The organism is Actinoplanes solisilvae (assembly GCF_003999975.1).
GTDB lineage: Bacteria > Actinomycetota > Actinomycetes > Mycobacteriales > Micromonosporaceae > Actinoplanes > Actinoplanes solisilvae.
Map to the genome: position 1 here is coordinate 85645 of NZ_RJAC01000013.1, position 15150 is coordinate 100794.

Consider the following 15150-nt stretch of genomic DNA (forward strand, 5'->3'; position numbering starts at 1 on the left):
TGTGAACGACGACACCGCTGTGATCGAACCCGTGCGCGACGACGGCCTCGCCGCCGAGCTGGCCAAGGCCGCGCCCCGCCGCTGGTGGAACCGGGGCACCGTGGTGCTCGGCGCGCTGCTTCTGCTGGTCGGCGGCTTCGTCACGGGCCTTCAGGTCCAGAGCCGATGGGGTACGACCGATGCGCCGGCCGTTCGAGGCGGCGGCTTCGGCGGCGGGCAGAACCGCGCGGCGTACGGTGGCGGGTTCCCGCAAGGCGCGCCCCAGGGTGGCGCGCCGCAGGGCGGTCCGGCCGCGAGCACGCCCACGGCCGCGGGCGCGACCACCGGCAAGGTGAAACTCGTGAACGGCACGACGATCTACGTGGAGACCGCCGACGGTTCCGTCGTGACCGTCAAGACCGACGGCGGGACCACTGTCGCGACAGCCGGCAAACTCGCCGACGTCAAGGCCGGCCAGTCGATCACCGTCCAGGGCAGTGCCGCGGCGGACGGCACGGTGACCGCGACGGCGGTGACCGCCCGGAAGGGGTGACACCGGCACAGGTCTTCCGGTGGAGGACGGGCCGATTCTCCCCACGACCGCCCCCGCGCTGCCAGAATGCGGGCATGGACGAAGCGACGGTTGAGCGCGACGATTCCCCACCCCACGAGACCGGCCTGAACCGGCGGGCCTTCTTCGGCCGGGCCCTGCTGCTGGCCGGCGGCACCGCCACGGTGCTGACCCTGTCGGGCTGCCCCGGCGGCGGCGACGGAGACGACGACGATGACGACGGAGACGACGACGACTGAGCATTACCGCGGTAATAGGTACCGACTGGTATGCACATGTTCATGAGTGCATCTGTCACTTTCTAGGCGGAGACGTTTCTAGGGGGTGGCGGCGTGCGGTCCACCCTGTACGGCCGGGGCGAGCTCCTCGCGACGATCGAGGACCGCCTCGGCACGGGCGGTGGCGTCGCCCTGAGCGGACCGGCGGGCATCGGCCGCACGGCCCTGCTCGACGCGATCGCCTCCGCCGCCGAAGCGCGCGGCGAACTCGTGGTGCGGGTGCGCCCGGCTCGGAGCGAGCGTCTGGTCCCGTACGCGGGAATCGGCTCCTTGCTCGCCCAACTGCCGGCCCCGCCCATGCCACCGGCCCAGCGCGCCGCTCTCGCCGCTCTGCGGCAGGGCCTGCCCCCGCGCGCCGGCGCCCGCCGCCTGGTGCTGCCGCTGCTGCTGGAACGTAGCGCGCGAACCCGCCCGGTCCTGATCGTGCTCGACGACTGTCAATGGCTCGACGCCGCCTCGGCCGAGCTGATCGCCTTCGCCATGCGCCGCCGGCCCGGCCGCCGGGTGCGGATGATCGCCGCCGAACGGGGCCGCCACCGGGCCGTGCGGCTCTGCCCGGCCCCCGCCACCGAGATCGAGGTGCCGCCGCTGGAGCCCGGCGATCTGACCGAGCTGCTCGAGGCGCGTGGCCTGCCCTGTCGTGCGGCGAGCCGCCTGCACGAGGCCAGCGCCGGCAACCCGCGGCTTGCCCTCACGCTGGGCGCGGCTCTGCCGCCCGGCCCGGCGTGGCGCCGGCCCCCGCTGCCCGAGGCCGCCCGTGAGCTGCTGCGCGACCGCCTCGACGGTCTGCCCGCCGAGACCGTCCGCACCCTGCTGGTCGCCGCGCTGGCCACCGAGCCGACCGTGCCGGTGCTGCTGCGTGCCGGCCGTGAGGACGCCGTCCGTGACCTGCGCCCGGCCGCCGCGGCCGCGGTGGTGACCCTCGACGGCGACGCGATCCGGTTCACTCCGCCCCTGCTGGCCGACGTGATCGCCGAGGACGCCACCGCCGGTTCCCGCATCGAGGCGCACACGGCCCTGGCCGCGGGGGCCACCGACCCGGTCCAGGCCCTGCGTCACCGCGCGCTGCGCAGCTCGGTCCCCGACGCCGCCGTGGCCCGCTCGCTGGCCGAAGCCGCCGGGCGCAGCCGCGGACACCTCGCCGCCGAGCTCTACCTGCTGGCCGCCGACCGCTGCCCGCACACGCTGGCCGCCGAGCGTCTCGACTGGCTCCTCGAGGCGGCCCGGGGCGGCAGATGGGGCCACGCCGCCGAGGCCGTCCTGGCCGCCGAAGCCACGCCCGCCCACCGGGTGCACGCCCGGCTCGTGCTGATCGACCTGGCCGGGCAGGGGGTCGCCGGGATGGGCGAGACGGTCGCCGCCGCCCTCGCCGACGCCGGTGACGACCCCGCCCTGCTCGCTCCCGTGCTGCTGCGGATCACCTGGGCCTCGCTGCTGACCGGTCGCCCCGGCCGGGCCGCCGACGAGGCCACCCGTACGGCGTCGGCCGCGCGCCGGGCCGGTGACCCGGCCACCGAGGCGATGGCGCTCAGCGTGCTGGCCCAGATCGAGCGGCTGCGCGGCGATCCAGGCTGGCCCGGCACGCTCGCCCGCGCGCTGGCGCTGCCCGCCGACCCCGCCCCGGACCGGCTGCACCACGGCCCCCGCTATGTGGCGGCCGGGTTCGCGATGATGGACGACCGCCTCGACGAGGCCCACGCCGCGCTGCTGAGCCTGCTCGTGATCGCCGAGCAGAACCGCACCGGCGAGGCCCGGGTGGCCGTGCTGCGCAGCCTGTCCGAGGTGGCCACCCGCGCGGGCCGCTGCCGCGAGGCGCTCGGCTATGCCCACCGGGCCGTTCGGGCGGCTCGCCGCGCGGGGCTGAGCCCGGGGCCGACCTGGTACACGGCGGCGGTCGCCGAACTGGCCGGCGGCAGCCTGAGCGCCGCGGCCGGGTTCGCGCGCCGGGGCGTGCGCGCCTCCGAACAGGAGGGCGACCGGCTCCATCTGCGGCGCAACCTGCACGCGCTGGGCCAGGCCGAGCTGCGGGCGGGCGAGACCCGGGCCGGGGTGGCGACCCTGCGACGGTTGCGCGACCTGGAGGCCTCGTTCGGCGGCGTCGACCCCGTCGTGCGCTGGCACGGCGACCTGGCCGGCGGACTGGCCGCGCTGGGCGAGCACGTCGAGGCGGCGGCCACGCTCGCGGCGGCGCGAGTGGGCGCCCATCCGGCGGAGACCGGCTATCTCGACCGGGCCGCCGCCGTGCTGCTCTCCGAAAGCGGCCAGGCCGACTCGGCCGTGCTGCTGTCGGCGGCCGCGGCCCAGCACTTCGAGCAGCTGCGCCGACCGATCGAGCAGGGGCACGCGCTGCTCGTGCAGGGCAGCGCCGAGCGTCGCCGCCGCCGGTACGCCGCCGCCCGCCTGGCCATCGGCGCCGCGCTCGCCATCTTCCTGGCCGCCGACGCCAAACCGTGGGCCGAGCAGACCGCGCGGGCGCTGGCCGGCGCCGCCGCCGCGGGCACGCCGATCGAGAACGGTCTGACCTCGACCGAGTTACGCATAGCGGTGCTGGTCCGCGACGGTGCGAGCAACCGGGAGATCGCCGTCCGGCTCTATCTGAGCGTCAAAACCGTCGAGGCGACGCTGACCCGCATCTACCGCAAGCTGGGGGTGCGCTCGCGCACGCAACTCTCGTCCCGGCTGCCGGACGTGGTGTCCGAAGTCACCCGGAGTGCCTGACCAGCCACTACGCCACGGAGAGTGACCCCGGCTACAGGATTTCGGTGGCCACCATCACGTCCGTCTTCCACCTTTTACCTGCTTGATTTGGGGATGAAGCAGAGGGTGCGGATCGTTGTAAGGGAAGGCGACGAGGCCTATCGCCATCACGATCCGTAAGGGAGACGGCCATGCAGTTCACGACCAAGCTTCGCGACGTGCGTACGGCACTGGCGAACCGGCGCACCACGCGCACGGCTCACCGCCGGCTCGCCGACGAGCTCGCGTCGTTCCGCACCACCGCCGAGCGCGCCGAGATCGACCAGCTCCTCAGCCGGCACAGCAACGAGGAGGCCGAGGTCATCCGCGCGATCCTTTACCGCCAGGACGTGGAGCGTCAGCACCGCGCCGGGCGCCAGACCGCCGGACTCGGTGGTTACCTGGGCTGATCAAGCCCCACCGGCCGGGGAACCGACCCCGGCCGGCCCCTGACTTAGACAGAAAAGCCCCGCGCGAGCGGGGCTTTTCTTTTTCAGCGTTTCTGGCGGTCGCTGTCGCGGGACTTGGCCCGCAGGCTGCCGGCGTGGGCCTTGGCGGCGGGATCCTGACGCGACTTGCGCAGGCTCAGGACCGTGGTCAGGGTCAGGACCACCAGGATGACGATCAGCGAGACCGCCGTCGAGATCTCGGGCACCGACTTGCTGATGTCCTCGTGGGCCCAGTGCAGAACCAGCTTGGCCCCGATGAAGGCCAGGATGATCGCCAGGCCGGCCGAGAGGTAGACCAGGCGGTCGAGCAGGCCCTTCACGAGGAAGAAGAGGGCGCGCAGGCCGAGCAGCGCGAACGCGTTGGCCACGAAGACGATGTACGCCTCGTCGGTCACGCCGAACACGGCCGGGATCGAGTCGAGCGCGAACAGCAGATCGGAGCTGCCGATCGCGATCAGCACGATGAACATCGGGGTGACCACGCGGCGGCCGTCCACCTTGGTGATCATCTTGCCGCCGATGTAGTCGTCGGAGACCGGCAGGATGCGCCGGCTCACCTTGACCAGGGCGTTGTCCTCGACGTCGGGGTCTTCGTCGCGGTGCCGGAAGAGCTGGACCGCGGTGAAGATCAGCAGCAGGCCGAAGACCAGGAACATGAAGCTGAACAGGCTCAGCAGCGTCGCGCCGAGGGCGATGAAGATGACTCGCAGGATCAGCGCGATGATGATGCCGAAGGTCAGGACCTCCTGCTGGTATTTCTCGGGGACCGCGAACGTGCTCATGATGATCACGAACACGAAGAGGTTGTCGACCGACAGGCTCTTCTCGACGATGTAGCCCGCGAAATATTCGGCCCCGAAGTTCCAGCCGGCTATCTGGCCGAAGACGACGCCGAAGGCGACCGCGATCCCGATGTAGAAGACGGACCAGGCCGTCGCCTCCCGGAAGCCGACCGCGTGCGGCCGCAGCACGCCGAGGGTCAGATCGAGGGCGAGCAGGGCGACGATGACCCCGATGGTCAACGTCCAGCCGAGCGCGGTGACCTCAAGCATCGCTAAGAAACCTCCGGGCGTAAGCGGGGTGGCAACTGATCAATCGTCCCCGTTTACCCTGGGAGATTGCTGAACGAGGCCCCGCCTACCAGGGAGTTTACGCGCGTTCCCGGCCTTCGCGACCGGAACGGGTGTTTCGCGATGGTCGTCGTCACCTTCTGTGCAGGTGCGAACGGGCGGGCACTTTCCGTCATCGCAATCCATATCATCGGCGCCCCTCGATCAGGCTACGCCAAATGCATAGATACAGATCCATCAAAACGTTAACTCTGTTTTACGGCTCTGTCATGGCTTTCGCGAATCCGCAGCTCAGCGCCGTGTGTACAGAATGCATCAATCCGGCGAGCACATCGGACGGAAAACTTGTCTGATGAGGACATTGCGCTCAGATGACCGCGCTGGCATGCTACGCGATGTCGTTCTGGGGGACGCAGACCGTAACTCTGGCGTCAAGCCATACGCATAACTCTCGGTAATCATCTGGCGGGATAGCCCGAGGTAACCCCATGTGAACACCGAGATGGAGAGGAGACGTGCCGTGACGGCATCGGCACAGCTACCCCTGGCCGACGACCTCTTTCTGACCGCGCACGACTCGGTCAAGGGCAAATGCCTGTTGTCCCCGGCCACCCTGGGCCTGGGCATGGCGGCCGCGCTGCTCGGCGAGCTGGTGCTCTGGCGCCGCCTCGACGTGGTGGACGGCAAGATACAGATCATCGACGACCGCCCGACCGGCGACCCCGCCGCTACGGCCGTCCTCGACCAGTTGCTGCGCGAGGGCCACCACCGGGCCGTACGGGACTGGATCTCGTTCCTGGCCACGGGCGTCGCCACCGACCTGGTCGAGCGTCGCCTGGCCCGCTCCGCGCTCGTGCAGCGTCAGGAGAAGCGCGGCCTGATGGGCACCAAGGTCTCCTTCGTGCCGTCCGACTCGATGATCGCGGGCTGGCCCGCCACCCGCATCCGCACCTTCATCGGCCGCGGCGAGCTGCTCGACATCCCCGACCTGGTCCTGGCCGGCCTGATCCTCGCGACCGGCCTCGACCAGCACGTCTTCATGACCCTCGAGCAGCGCGGCCGTACGCAGCTCTTCGACCAGCTCAAGCGCAGGCTCCCGGCCATGTTGCTCGAACTGGTCGGCCAGGCCGAGGCCGCCGTCGGCGACGCCGTCATGGCCCGCCGCGCCTGACCTTCCTCTTTCACCACCCCCACTCAACCCCTTCATGGAGATCCGCGTGTCCTCGACCGCAACAAAACCCCCGCAAAGCCAGTTGTCGACGGCGCTCGCCAAAGATCGGCTCGGCGTCGCCGCGGTGGTCTTCTTCGTCATGTCCGCCGCCGCGCCGCTCACCGTGGTCGCCGGCGTCGTCCCCACCGGCATCGCCGTCACCGAGCTGACCGGCATCTCGATCGCCTTCATCGCCTGCGCCGTCGTCCTCGCGCTCTTCGCGGTCGGCTACGTCGCCATGTCCCGGCACATCGAGAACGCGGGCGCCTTCTACGCGTACATCGCCCAGGGGCTCGGCCGCCCGGTCGGGGTCGGTGCCTCGTGGGTGGCGCTGCTGGCCTACAACATGTTCCAGATCGCCGCGTACGGCGGCTTCGGCTTCATCGCCAACCTGCAGTTCCAGGAGTGGTTCGGCGTCGACATCCCGTGGTGGGGGCTGGCGCTGGCCGTCTGGGCGCTGACCGCGATCCTCGGCGTGCGCGACGTGGCCGTCAACGGCAAGGTCCTGGCCACCCTGCTGGTCGCCGAGATCGTCGTGGTCGTCGCGTTCAGCTTCGCCGACATGTTCTCGCCCAACTTCACCGCGTCGTCGGCCCCGCTCGACCCGGGCACCCTGGTCGGCGCCGGCTCGGGCGCGCTGCTGGTCATGGCCGTCACCGGCTTCGTCGGCTTCGAGCAGTCGGTGGTGTTCAGCGAGGAGTCCCGCGACCCGCGCCGCACGGTGGCCCGCGCGACCTACATCTCCATCGCGCTGATCGCCGTCCTCTACGGCTTCGCCGCCTGGGCGATGATCTCGGGCGCCGGTGACGACGTGGTCGGGCGCGCCCGCGAGGAAAGCTCCGCCCTGTTCTTCAACGTCGCCTCCGACCAGCTCGGCAGCACCGCCGTGCACCTGGGCAACGCGCTGTTCCTGACCTCGCTGATCGCCGCGATGATCTCGTTCCACAACATCATCGCCCGGTACGCCTTCTCGCTCGGTCGCGAAGGTGTCATCGCCCGCGCATTCGGCCGTACGGTGCCCGGCACCGGCGCGCCCAAGAACGGCTCGCTCGCCCAGAGCGCGTTCGCCCTGGTCGTCATCGTGGTCTACGCCGTCGCCGGCTGGGACCCGCTGGTCAACCTGTTCTTCTGGGGCGGCACCGGTGGCGGCATCGGCGTGCTGCTGCTGATCACGCTGGCCGCGTTCGCGGTCATCGGCTACTTCATGAAGAACCCCCACGGCGAGGACTTCTGGCACCGCCTGGGCGCGCCCGTGCTCAGCGCGATCCTGCTGGTGATCATGTCGTACCTGGCGATCAGCAACATCGCCACGCTCTTCGGCGTCGAACCCGGCAGCAGGCCGACCTGGGTCGTGCCGCTGGCCTTCGGCGTGCTGCTGGTCGGCGGCATCATCTGGGCCCAGATCCTGCGGTCCAGCCGTCCGCAGGTCTACGCCGGCATCGGCCTCGGTGCTCGCAGCGCCTCCTCCGTGGGCGGCTTCTCGGCCGCTCTCGCCTCCACCGACGAACCCAAGGACCACCTGTGACGACGTACCCCCCGATCCGCCCTGCCCGTGACGAGGAGATCCCTGCTGTCGGGCAGCTCATCAGCCACTCCTTCTTCGAGCTGGACGCGAACCGCTACCTGGTGCCGCAGCTCGACGACCGCCTCAAGGTGATGGCCGACTTCTTCACGCTGCTCACCGAGCACGCCCAGAAGTACGGCCGGGTCGACGTCGTCGACCTGCCCGGCGGCGACGGACTGGCCGCCTGCGGCGTGTGGTTCGACTACACCAAGGAGTCCCCCGAGCAGGAGGACTACGAGGAGCGGATGAACGCCCTCGCCGGGCCGTACATCGAGCGCTTCAACGCCCTCGACCAGCTCTTCGAGAAGCACCACCCGCACGACGCGCACTGGCACCTCGCGTTCCTGGCCGTGCACCCCGACCACCAGGACCACGGTCTGGGCGGCAAGCTGATGACGCTGGTGCACGACGAGCTCGAGGCGGCGGGCGTCCCGGCCTACCTGGAGGCGACGAACCAGAACAACGTGCGCCTCTACCACCGGTCCGGCTACGCCGACATGGACCCGTTCGAGATGCTGCTCCCCGACGGCACCGCGTTCTACCGGATGTGGCGGGCCGTCTGATTTTCCGGGGGCGCGGTCACCGTCCGGCCGCGCCCCCACCTCACCAACTGAACTCGGGCCCTCGCGCCTCGCCGCCCGGCAGCAGGGGGCGTTGCGTGTATTCCCACTTCTGCACCAGCACCAGGTTGCGGCCGTGCGGCGGCTGCAGGTCGACCGGCCCGCAACTGTGCTTCAGCGCGAAGTCCGTGAACATCAGCGCCTTGCAGGTGTACGGCCCGGCCAGGACCTCGTCGCCCGCGGCGTCGCGCACCGTCAGCGAGACGTCCAGCTGAATGCCCGGCATCGCTTCGATCTGGCCCACCACCCGCACCGAGGCGCCCAGCGCGTGGCACGGGCGCCCCAGCACGGGGTGGCCGAGGTCCCATTCGTACTGGTCGCCGCACCGCCACTCGCCGAAGCCGGCCTCCACCCGCGCGCCACCCGCGCCCGCCGACGCGCCCACCCCGGCCGGACCGGCCGAGACACGGGCGCCGGGCTCGCGCTGCTGCTGCTGCCGCTGCGGCCGCGGCGGTGTCGGCAGGCCGCCCCCGCTCGGCAGCGCGCCGAGGCTGCCGCCGCCCGGCAACGCGACGGCGCCCGTCGGGAGGCCACCGCTCGGGGCAACCGCGCTCGGCTGAACCAGGCGCGGACCGCCGATCCCGGCCGCACCCGACGCCTGCGGAGCCGCGGCGGCGGAGGAATCGCCGGAGTCGAGAAGCTGCCACGCGTTGAAGCCGCCCACGCCGGACAGGGCGACCGCCGAGGCCATCAGCGCGACCATCGCCCACGGCCGGCGCCACATCCACGAGCGGGGACCGTTGCGGGGCCGCTTGCGCGACGGGGCGCGGCGCACGGACGGGTGCGAGACGGCGCGCAGACCCAGGTCAGGCGAGGCGCCCGTGCCGGGGAGGTCGTCGGCGGCGGCCGGGGCGGGCAGGGCGGGCACCCCGGCCGTCTCGCGCGAGAGCTCCCGCAGCGCCCGGCCCAGATCGGCCGCGGAGGGACGGCCCGCCGGGTCCTTCGTGAGGCACCACATGATCAGGTCCCACACCGGCGGCGGCATGCCCTCGGGGCGCTCGGGCGTCTCGTCGAGATGACCGCGCAGCACCGCGAGGGGTTCCCCGGCGTACGGGGGTGCGCCTGTGAGAAGTTCGAAGAGGACGATGCCCACGGAGTACACATCGGACGCGAAGACGGCCTCGCCCTGGATCGCCTCGGGCGCCATGTAGTGCGGGGTGCCGACGATCGCGTGCGGGGTCGTGAGACCGGCGGCGTCGAGCACCCGCGCGATGCCGAAGTCGGTGAGCCGCACGTCGAGCCGGCCGTCGTTCTCCTGCAGCAGGATGTTGTCGGGCTTCACGTCGCGGTGCACCACGCCCAGCTCGTGCGCCTGGGTGAGGGCGGCGGCGACCTGGGCCAGCAGATCGGCGGCGGCCGACGGGGCCAGCGTGCCCTCGACGCGCAGATGGTTGCGCAGGCTGCCGCCGGCCACGTAGTCCATGACCAGCGCGAGCGAGCCGCCGACGCTGAACAGGTCACGGACGCCGACGATGTTCTCGTGCCGCATCATCATCAGGATCGTGCGCTCCTGCACGAACCGGATGACCAGCTTCGGCTGACGCAGCAGACCTTCGTGCAGCAGCTTGACGGCCACGTCGGCGCCGGAGGACCGGTCGATGCCGCGCCACACCGTGCCGGTGGCACCGTGCCCGACCGGGCAGACCAGGACGTACGAATTGCCGACGCAGCGTCCACTGAGATCGGCGGTGGCAGCCTCGCCGGGAGCACTGCCGGTCAATGAGGGGAATGACTGCACGTGATGTGGAATCCTTCCGAACGGGTGTCAATATGCTTCACGGCGTGCACGATCGTCCCGATCGATCCCCATAACGGCAAGGTGTGGGCGCCCGTTCTCTCATACACGGTGAGTCACGTCGTCGCGCCGTCACCGGACCCGCGGTGACTCGTTCGTTCCTGACGTTCTCTGCGTTCTTGTGCGCGGCGGCCACCACGCGAAGGGGGCCGGAACTGGTGCTGCGGTGCCTATCGCCGCCCGCTACGTTGACCGGATGTCCGAGAACGATCCGATCTGGCCGGCCGTGGCGGCCGCGCGGCAGTGGCTCGACCTGTCGAACGGCACCCTGCCCCTGGAGATGACCTGCCGCATCCTTAAGGTCACCGAGGAGGCGGGGGAGGCGGCCCAGGCCTGGATCGGTTTCCTGGGCCAGAATCCGCGAAAGGGCGTCACCCACTCGCGTGAGGAGGTCGCGGCCGAGCTGGCCGACGTGGCGTTCACCGCGCTGGTGGCGATCGCCAGCCTCGGCCTCGACCCGCGCGACGCCCTGACCGGCTGCGCCACCAAGGTTCAGGACCGCTTCGAACGCCCCTGGCCGCCGCTGCCCTGATCCACACTGTGCAGTTCGAGCAGGGTGGCGCCGACGTCGCGCAGCCCGGCCAGAATGCCGTGGAGCTGGGCCTGGTCGGTGACGGCGGCGGTCAGGGTGGTCGTTCCGTCGGAGTTGCGAACGAGGGCCAGGCCGCCGAGCCACCCCGACCAATGGTCGTCGAGGTGGCCCGCGACCCGGATCGCGTAGGTGGTCTTCACACCCGTGCTTCCACAGCCGGCGTACGCAGCGGCGTGGGCTCGGCGGCGCGGTGGTTGCGCCACAGCGAGACACCCAGGCCGATCAGGGCCACGCCGACCGGCACGGCGAGCGGCCGGTTGAACGACTCGGGCAGCACGGCCAGCGCGACGGTCCCCGCGGTGCCCACGGCGAGCAGGGCCGACGCCCAGCGTGACACCACGCGGGCCCGGAAGAGGGCGATGCCGAACAGCAGACCGCCGCCCATGTAGCCGAGGCCGGACAGGGCGAGCAGGGGCTGCAGTGCGCCGATGTCCCCGGTCGCGCCCGTCCCGGCGGCGGTCGCGAGAACGTCGTTGACATAGCCCGGCTGGGTCGCGGCCAGACCCGGCAGCACGGCGGCCGCGATGACCTCGACGCTGAACATGGTGAGGTATCCGGCCATGAAGAGCAGGTAGCCGGCCAGGCCCAGCAGCCCGGTGCGGCGGAACTGGCGCAGGTAGAGGCCGGTCACCCCGGCGAGGGCGAGCGCCGACATGGCGGTCTTGGCCCAGCCGCGCACCGCCCACTCGGTGGTCTCGACCGAGGCGACCTCGAGAGGCGGGTGGTTGATCTGGACGGCGACGAAGATGGCTCCGGCGCCCACGGCGGCAGCGGCGGCGGCGCGGGTCAGGCCGGCGGCGGTGATGTTCATGGCGGGCTCCTCAGGTTCGGCTTGCCACGAACGTTAGGAATCCGCGTGGTGACCGCACATCACCACACGATGTGATCGGCCGGGTGATTGCTCAGGCCAGCAGGCCGAGCTCGGTCGCGCGGCGCACCGCGGCCGGGCGGGTGTTCACGTCGAGCTTGGTGAAGATGTGCTTCGTGTGGGTGCGCAGCGTGTTGACCGAGACGAACAGCCGGCGGGCGATCTCGGGCCCGGTCAGCTCGGTCGCCAGCAGCCGCAGCACCTCGACCTCCCGCGAACTCAGCCCCTCGGTGGCGGCGGCCCGGGCCACTGGTTGACGCAGGAGCCCGGCGGCGTGACTCGAACCGGTCAGCCGGCCGAGCAGCTCGGTCATCGGCGGGCCCTCGTCGAGGAAGATGCGGGCGTACCCGGCCGGGACGCCGAGGTCAAGGGCTTCGTCGAGGTCGTCGGGCGAACGGCGGGCGAGCGCCCGCACGATCAGGGCGTCCACGACGCTGCCGCCGCGGCCCGCGGCCACGATGCCGTCCAGCAGCTTCAGGAGATCGTCGTCGGCCCGGTGCTCGGCGACCGCCAGGCGGCCGAGGGTGAGATGGTCGAACTCGGTCAGCTGGGCCGGGTCGCCGCGCTCGCGGGCCCACTCCCGCGCGTCGTCCAGCCGGCCCCGCGCGATGTCCACCCGAGCCTTGAGAGCCGGGATCGGGCGTACGTCGGGAAAGTAACCGGGCAGGTAGAGCGCCTGGGCCCGGTCGAGCATCTCGGCGGCCGCGTCCAGGTCACCCCGGGCCCGCAGCACCCCGGACATGACGATCCACCAACGGTGCCGGTTCTCCATCAGGGACGCCGCGTCGCCAAGCTCTCTGGCCGTGCGCAGGTGCTCCTCGGCCGCGTCGAGCTCGCCGTGTTCGCGCAGCACGTCGGCCAGCCCGACGTGCAGGTCACCGGTCGTGGACCGCACCGGACCGGCGCTGCGGGCGAGGGCCTTCTCGTAGAGCCGCCGCGCCTCGTCGGGCCGGCCGCAGCTCAGCCACATGCCGCCCAGCACGACGGTGGCGCCGAGCTCGTCGGTGATGTTGCCGGCCCGGTGCAGGCTGGTGACCGCCTCGCCGAACGTGACGACGGCCGTCGGCAGATCACCGTCGGCCCACGCGGCCAGCCCCAGGAACCCGGCTGCGGCGCCGCGCGAGAAGTGGTCGTCGGGTCCGGCGAGGTCGAGTGCGCGCCGAGCGTGCTCGGCCGTCCCGGACCGGTCGTCGCGGGCCTGGGCGACCGACGCGCGATAGACCTCGATCATCGCCCGGTCCTCGTCGCCGGAGACGACCGAGTCCGCCGTGTCGAGCCACTCCCGCACCCCGTCGAGGTCGCCCACGGACAGCCGGGTCCAGGCCAGCGCGGTCGACAGCCGGGCACTGCGCCGTACGACGTCGGCCGGCAGCGCCTGCAGCAGGGTTCGCAGGAGGTGGTCGTGGCGCTGCCGTTGCAGACCGGGCAGGGCCAGCACGACGAGGTCGGCCGCCCGTCCGGCGTCGCCTCCGGTCAGAGCATGGGGTACGGCCTCGGCCGTCATGCCGTGGTCGGCGTACCAGCTCGCGGCCGCCCGGTGCAGTCTCGCCTTCCTGTCCGGCTGCCCGGCCGCGAGCTGGGCCCGCAGCGCGTCGGCGAACAGGTGGTGATAGCGGAACCACTGGCCGCGCTCGTCCAGCGGGACGACGAACAGGTTGGCGCGCTCCAGGGTGCCGAGCATCAGGCGGCTGTCCGTGCGGCCGGTGACCGCGTCGCACAGCTCGGCGGTGAACTCGTCGAGCACCGCCGTGTCGAGCAGGAACTCGCGGACGTCGCCGGGCTGGGATCGCAGCACGTCCTCGAGCAGGTAGTCGAGGACGAAACGATGGCTTCCGGCGAAAGCGTCGACGAATTCACCGAGGTCGTCGCGGCCGCGGGCGGCGAGGGCGGCGAGCTGCAATCCGGCGGCCCATCCCTCCGTACGGGCGTCGAGCGCGGCGACGTGCGCCGGTTCGAGGCGCACGCCCATCACGTCGTTGAGCAGTTCACCGGCCTCGGCGGGGGAGAAGCGCAGGTCGGCCGCGCGCAGCTCGGCCAGTTCGCCGCGGGCGCGCAGCCGGGCCAGGGGCAGCGGCGGGTCGGCGCGGGTGGCGAGGGCCAGGGTGACCTGCGGCGGCAGGTTGCCGAGCAGGAACGTCACGACGTCGTGCACCTCGGCGGTGTCGATGACGTGATAGTCGTCGAGGGCGATCACGGTGGGCCCGGCGGTGACGTCGAGATCGTTGACCAGGCCGACCAGAACGGCTTCGCTCGGGGCCGGTCCGTCGTGATCGGCCAGCCCGGGGCAGGCCGTTCGCAGGGCGGCGACCAGGTGCGACAGGAATCGGCGGGGGTCGGCGTCGCCCTCGTCGAGCGACAGCCACGCGACCGCGCGCTGTTGCGTCGTGAGCCACTGGGTCAGGACCGTGGTCTTGCCGAAGCCCGCCGGCGCCGAGACGAGCACGAGGCGGGGCACGTCGTCGCGGAACCGGTCGGTGAGCCGGGCGCGGGGCACCAGCCGTCGCCGTGGCGCCGGTGGGTGCAGTTTCGTGCGGAGCACGGGCACCGGCGTCCTACCCCGCGCTGAGGTTGAGCTCGAAGCTGTAGCGGCTGGCGCGGTAGACGTGGCTGCCGTACTCGAGCGCGCGCCCGCCCACGTCCCAGGCCGTACGCACCATGGTCAGCAGGGACGCGCCGCGCTTCTCGTCGAGGATCTTCGCCTCGGACGTGGTGGCCGAACGGGCGCCGATGATCTGGGTGGCGATGCGCGGGGTCAGGCCGTTGCGGCGCAGCAGCTCGTAGAGGCCGTGAGTGGCCAGGTCGTCGGCGGTCAGCGGCAGCACGTCGACCGGGATGGCGTTGTGCATCAGCGCCAGGGGTTCACCGCCCGCGTAGCGCAATCGCTCGATCCACGTCACCGGCGTGCCCGGGGCGATCTCGAGGGCGGCGGCGATCGTGTCGGGGGCGGGCATGACCTCGAGGCTCAGCACCTCGGTGCGCGGGGCCCGGTCGCCGGCCACCAGGTCGTCGTAGAGGCTGGACAGCTCGACCGGGCGGCGGACCTTGGGGTGCACGACCTGGGTGCCCACACCCCTTTTGCGGACGAGCATGCCGCGTTCGACCAGATATTGGATGGCCCGGCGGGTCGTGGGGCGCGAGACGCCCAGGCGCTCGGCCAGGTCGACCTCGTTCTCGATGCGGGCGCCGACCCCGATCTCGCCCTTCTCGATCAGCTCCTGCAGGCGGGTCGCCACCTGGAAATACAGCGGTACGGGGCTGGTCCGGTCGACATCGACCGGCCTTACCCCCGCCTGTGGGACGGACACATCGGAACTCACCGCTAACCCTCGCTCCCCGAGTTTGTCAGGACAAAGTATTGACGTGGACGGCTCCAAGTTATTACATCGAAGGCAGCAAACCTAGGGTTGTCATCCGGTTA

The 15150-nt window shown here is 71.7% G+C and carries 14 protein-coding genes; 8 read left to right on the forward strand and 6 right to left on the reverse strand.

Going from position 1 to position 15150, the window contains the following annotated elements; genetic code table 11:
- Position 1 precedes the first annotated feature (1 nt).
- The 4 genes from EER30_RS28205 to EER30_RS28220 all read left to right on the forward strand — a co-directional run bounded on the left by EER30_RS28205 (position 2) and on the right by EER30_RS28220 (position 3974).
- A complete protein-coding gene (locus tag EER30_RS28205) occupies positions 2 to 532 on the forward strand; it encodes a hypothetical protein (RefSeq protein ID WP_240670347.1) in 531 nt (176 codons plus the stop codon).
- 74 nt (positions 533 to 606) lie between these two features.
- The gene (locus tag EER30_RS28210; protein WP_127503643.1) at positions 607 to 789 is read left to right on the forward strand and encodes a hypothetical protein; all 183 of its coding nucleotides are present in this window, start codon (positions 607 to 609) and stop codon (positions 787 to 789) included.
- Positions 790 to 882: 93 nt separating this feature from the next.
- Positions 883 to 3546: a helix-turn-helix transcriptional regulator gene (locus tag EER30_RS28215; protein ID WP_127503644.1), complete on the forward strand. Its 2664-nt coding sequence runs from the start codon at positions 883 to 885 to the stop codon at positions 3544 to 3546.
- Between the two features lie 170 nt (positions 3547 to 3716).
- Complete coding sequence (locus EER30_RS28220; RefSeq protein WP_127503645.1) at positions 3717 to 3974, forward strand: hypothetical protein; 258 nt, start codon at positions 3717 to 3719, stop codon at positions 3972 to 3974.
- A gap of 83 nt (positions 3975 to 4057) precedes the next feature.
- Here EER30_RS28220 and EER30_RS28225 read toward each other — a convergent pair whose 3' ends face one another.
- A complete protein-coding gene (locus EER30_RS28225; protein WP_127503646.1) occupies positions 4058 to 5065 on the reverse strand; it encodes a TerC/Alx family metal homeostasis membrane protein in 1008 nt (335 codons plus the stop codon).
- Between the two features lie 538 nt (positions 5066 to 5603).
- Here EER30_RS28225 and EER30_RS28230 point away from each other — a divergent pair.
- From EER30_RS28230 to EER30_RS28240, 3 genes are read left to right on the forward strand one after another with little or no spacing between them, the layout of a single operon-like run.
- Positions 5604 to 6254: a GOLPH3/VPS74 family protein gene (locus EER30_RS28230; RefSeq protein ID WP_127503647.1), complete on the forward strand. Its 651-nt coding sequence runs from the start codon at positions 5604 to 5606 to the stop codon at positions 6252 to 6254.
- 46 nt (positions 6255 to 6300) lie between these two features.
- A complete protein-coding gene (locus tag EER30_RS28235; RefSeq protein WP_240670348.1) occupies positions 6301 to 7818 on the forward strand; it encodes an APC family permease in 1518 nt (505 codons plus the stop codon).
- A complete protein-coding gene (locus EER30_RS28240) occupies positions 7815 to 8420 on the forward strand; it encodes a GNAT family N-acetyltransferase (protein ID WP_127503649.1) in 606 nt (201 codons plus the stop codon). Before EER30_RS28235 ends, EER30_RS28240 begins: the two co-directional genes overlap by 4 nt.
- A 40-nt stretch (positions 8421 to 8460) precedes the next feature.
- On the opposite strand, the gene EER30_RS28245 is transcribed toward EER30_RS28240, so the two are convergent.
- On the reverse strand, positions 8461 to 10215 hold the full coding sequence (locus EER30_RS28245) for a serine/threonine-protein kinase (protein WP_240670349.1): 1755 nt from the start codon (positions 10213 to 10215) through the stop codon (positions 8461 to 8463).
- Positions 10216 to 10468: 253 nt separating this feature from the next.
- Between EER30_RS28245 and EER30_RS28250 the strand changes: the two genes are divergently transcribed.
- Positions 10469 to 10804 (forward strand): MazG-like family protein, encoded by a 336-nt coding sequence (locus EER30_RS28250; protein WP_127503650.1) that lies wholly within the window; start codon positions 10469 to 10471, stop codon positions 10802 to 10804.
- On the opposite strand, the gene EER30_RS28255 is transcribed toward EER30_RS28250, so the two are convergent.
- The 4 genes from EER30_RS28255 to EER30_RS28270 all read right to left on the reverse strand — a co-directional run bounded on the left by EER30_RS28255 (position 10765) and on the right by EER30_RS28270 (position 15049).
- The gene (locus EER30_RS28255) at positions 10765 to 11004 is read right to left on the reverse strand and encodes a DUF8691 family protein (protein ID WP_127503651.1); all 240 of its coding nucleotides are present in this window, start codon (positions 11002 to 11004) and stop codon (positions 10765 to 10767) included. The genes EER30_RS28250 and EER30_RS28255 overlap by 40 nt on opposite strands.
- Positions 11001 to 11675: a hypothetical protein gene (locus EER30_RS28260; protein ID WP_127503652.1), complete on the reverse strand. Its 675-nt coding sequence runs from the start codon at positions 11673 to 11675 to the stop codon at positions 11001 to 11003. The genes EER30_RS28255 and EER30_RS28260 overlap by 4 nt, the downstream gene beginning before the upstream one ends.
- A gap of 91 nt (positions 11676 to 11766) precedes the next feature.
- Positions 11767 to 14277, reverse strand: coding sequence for a winged helix-turn-helix domain-containing protein (locus EER30_RS28265; RefSeq protein WP_127503653.1), 2511 nt, complete (start codon positions 14275 to 14277; stop codon positions 11767 to 11769).
- A 7-nt stretch (positions 14278 to 14284) separates the two neighbouring features.
- Positions 14285 to 15049, reverse strand: coding sequence for a GntR family transcriptional regulator (locus tag EER30_RS28270; protein ID WP_127503654.1), 765 nt, complete (start codon positions 15047 to 15049; stop codon positions 14285 to 14287).
- Positions 15050 to 15150: the final 101 nt, after the last annotated feature.

Coding starts and splice junctions, on each gene's coding strand:
- EER30_RS28250 (WP_127503650.1), top strand. CDS start 10,469: ATGTCCGAGAACGATCCGATCTGGCCGGCCGTGGCGGCCGCGCGGCAG.
- EER30_RS28220 (WP_127503645.1), top strand. CDS start 3,717: ATGCAGTTCACGACCAAGCTTCGCGACGTGCGTACGGCACTGGCGAAC.
- EER30_RS28210 (WP_127503643.1), top strand. CDS start 607: ATGGACGAAGCGACGGTTGAGCGCGACGATTCCCCACCCCACGAGACC.
- EER30_RS28260 (WP_127503652.1), bottom strand. CDS start 11,675: ATGAACATCACCGCCGCCGGCCTGACCCGCGCCGCCGCCGCTGCCGCC.
- EER30_RS28225 (WP_127503646.1), bottom strand. CDS start 5,065: ATGCTTGAGGTCACCGCGCTCGGCTGGACGTTGACCATCGGGGTCATC.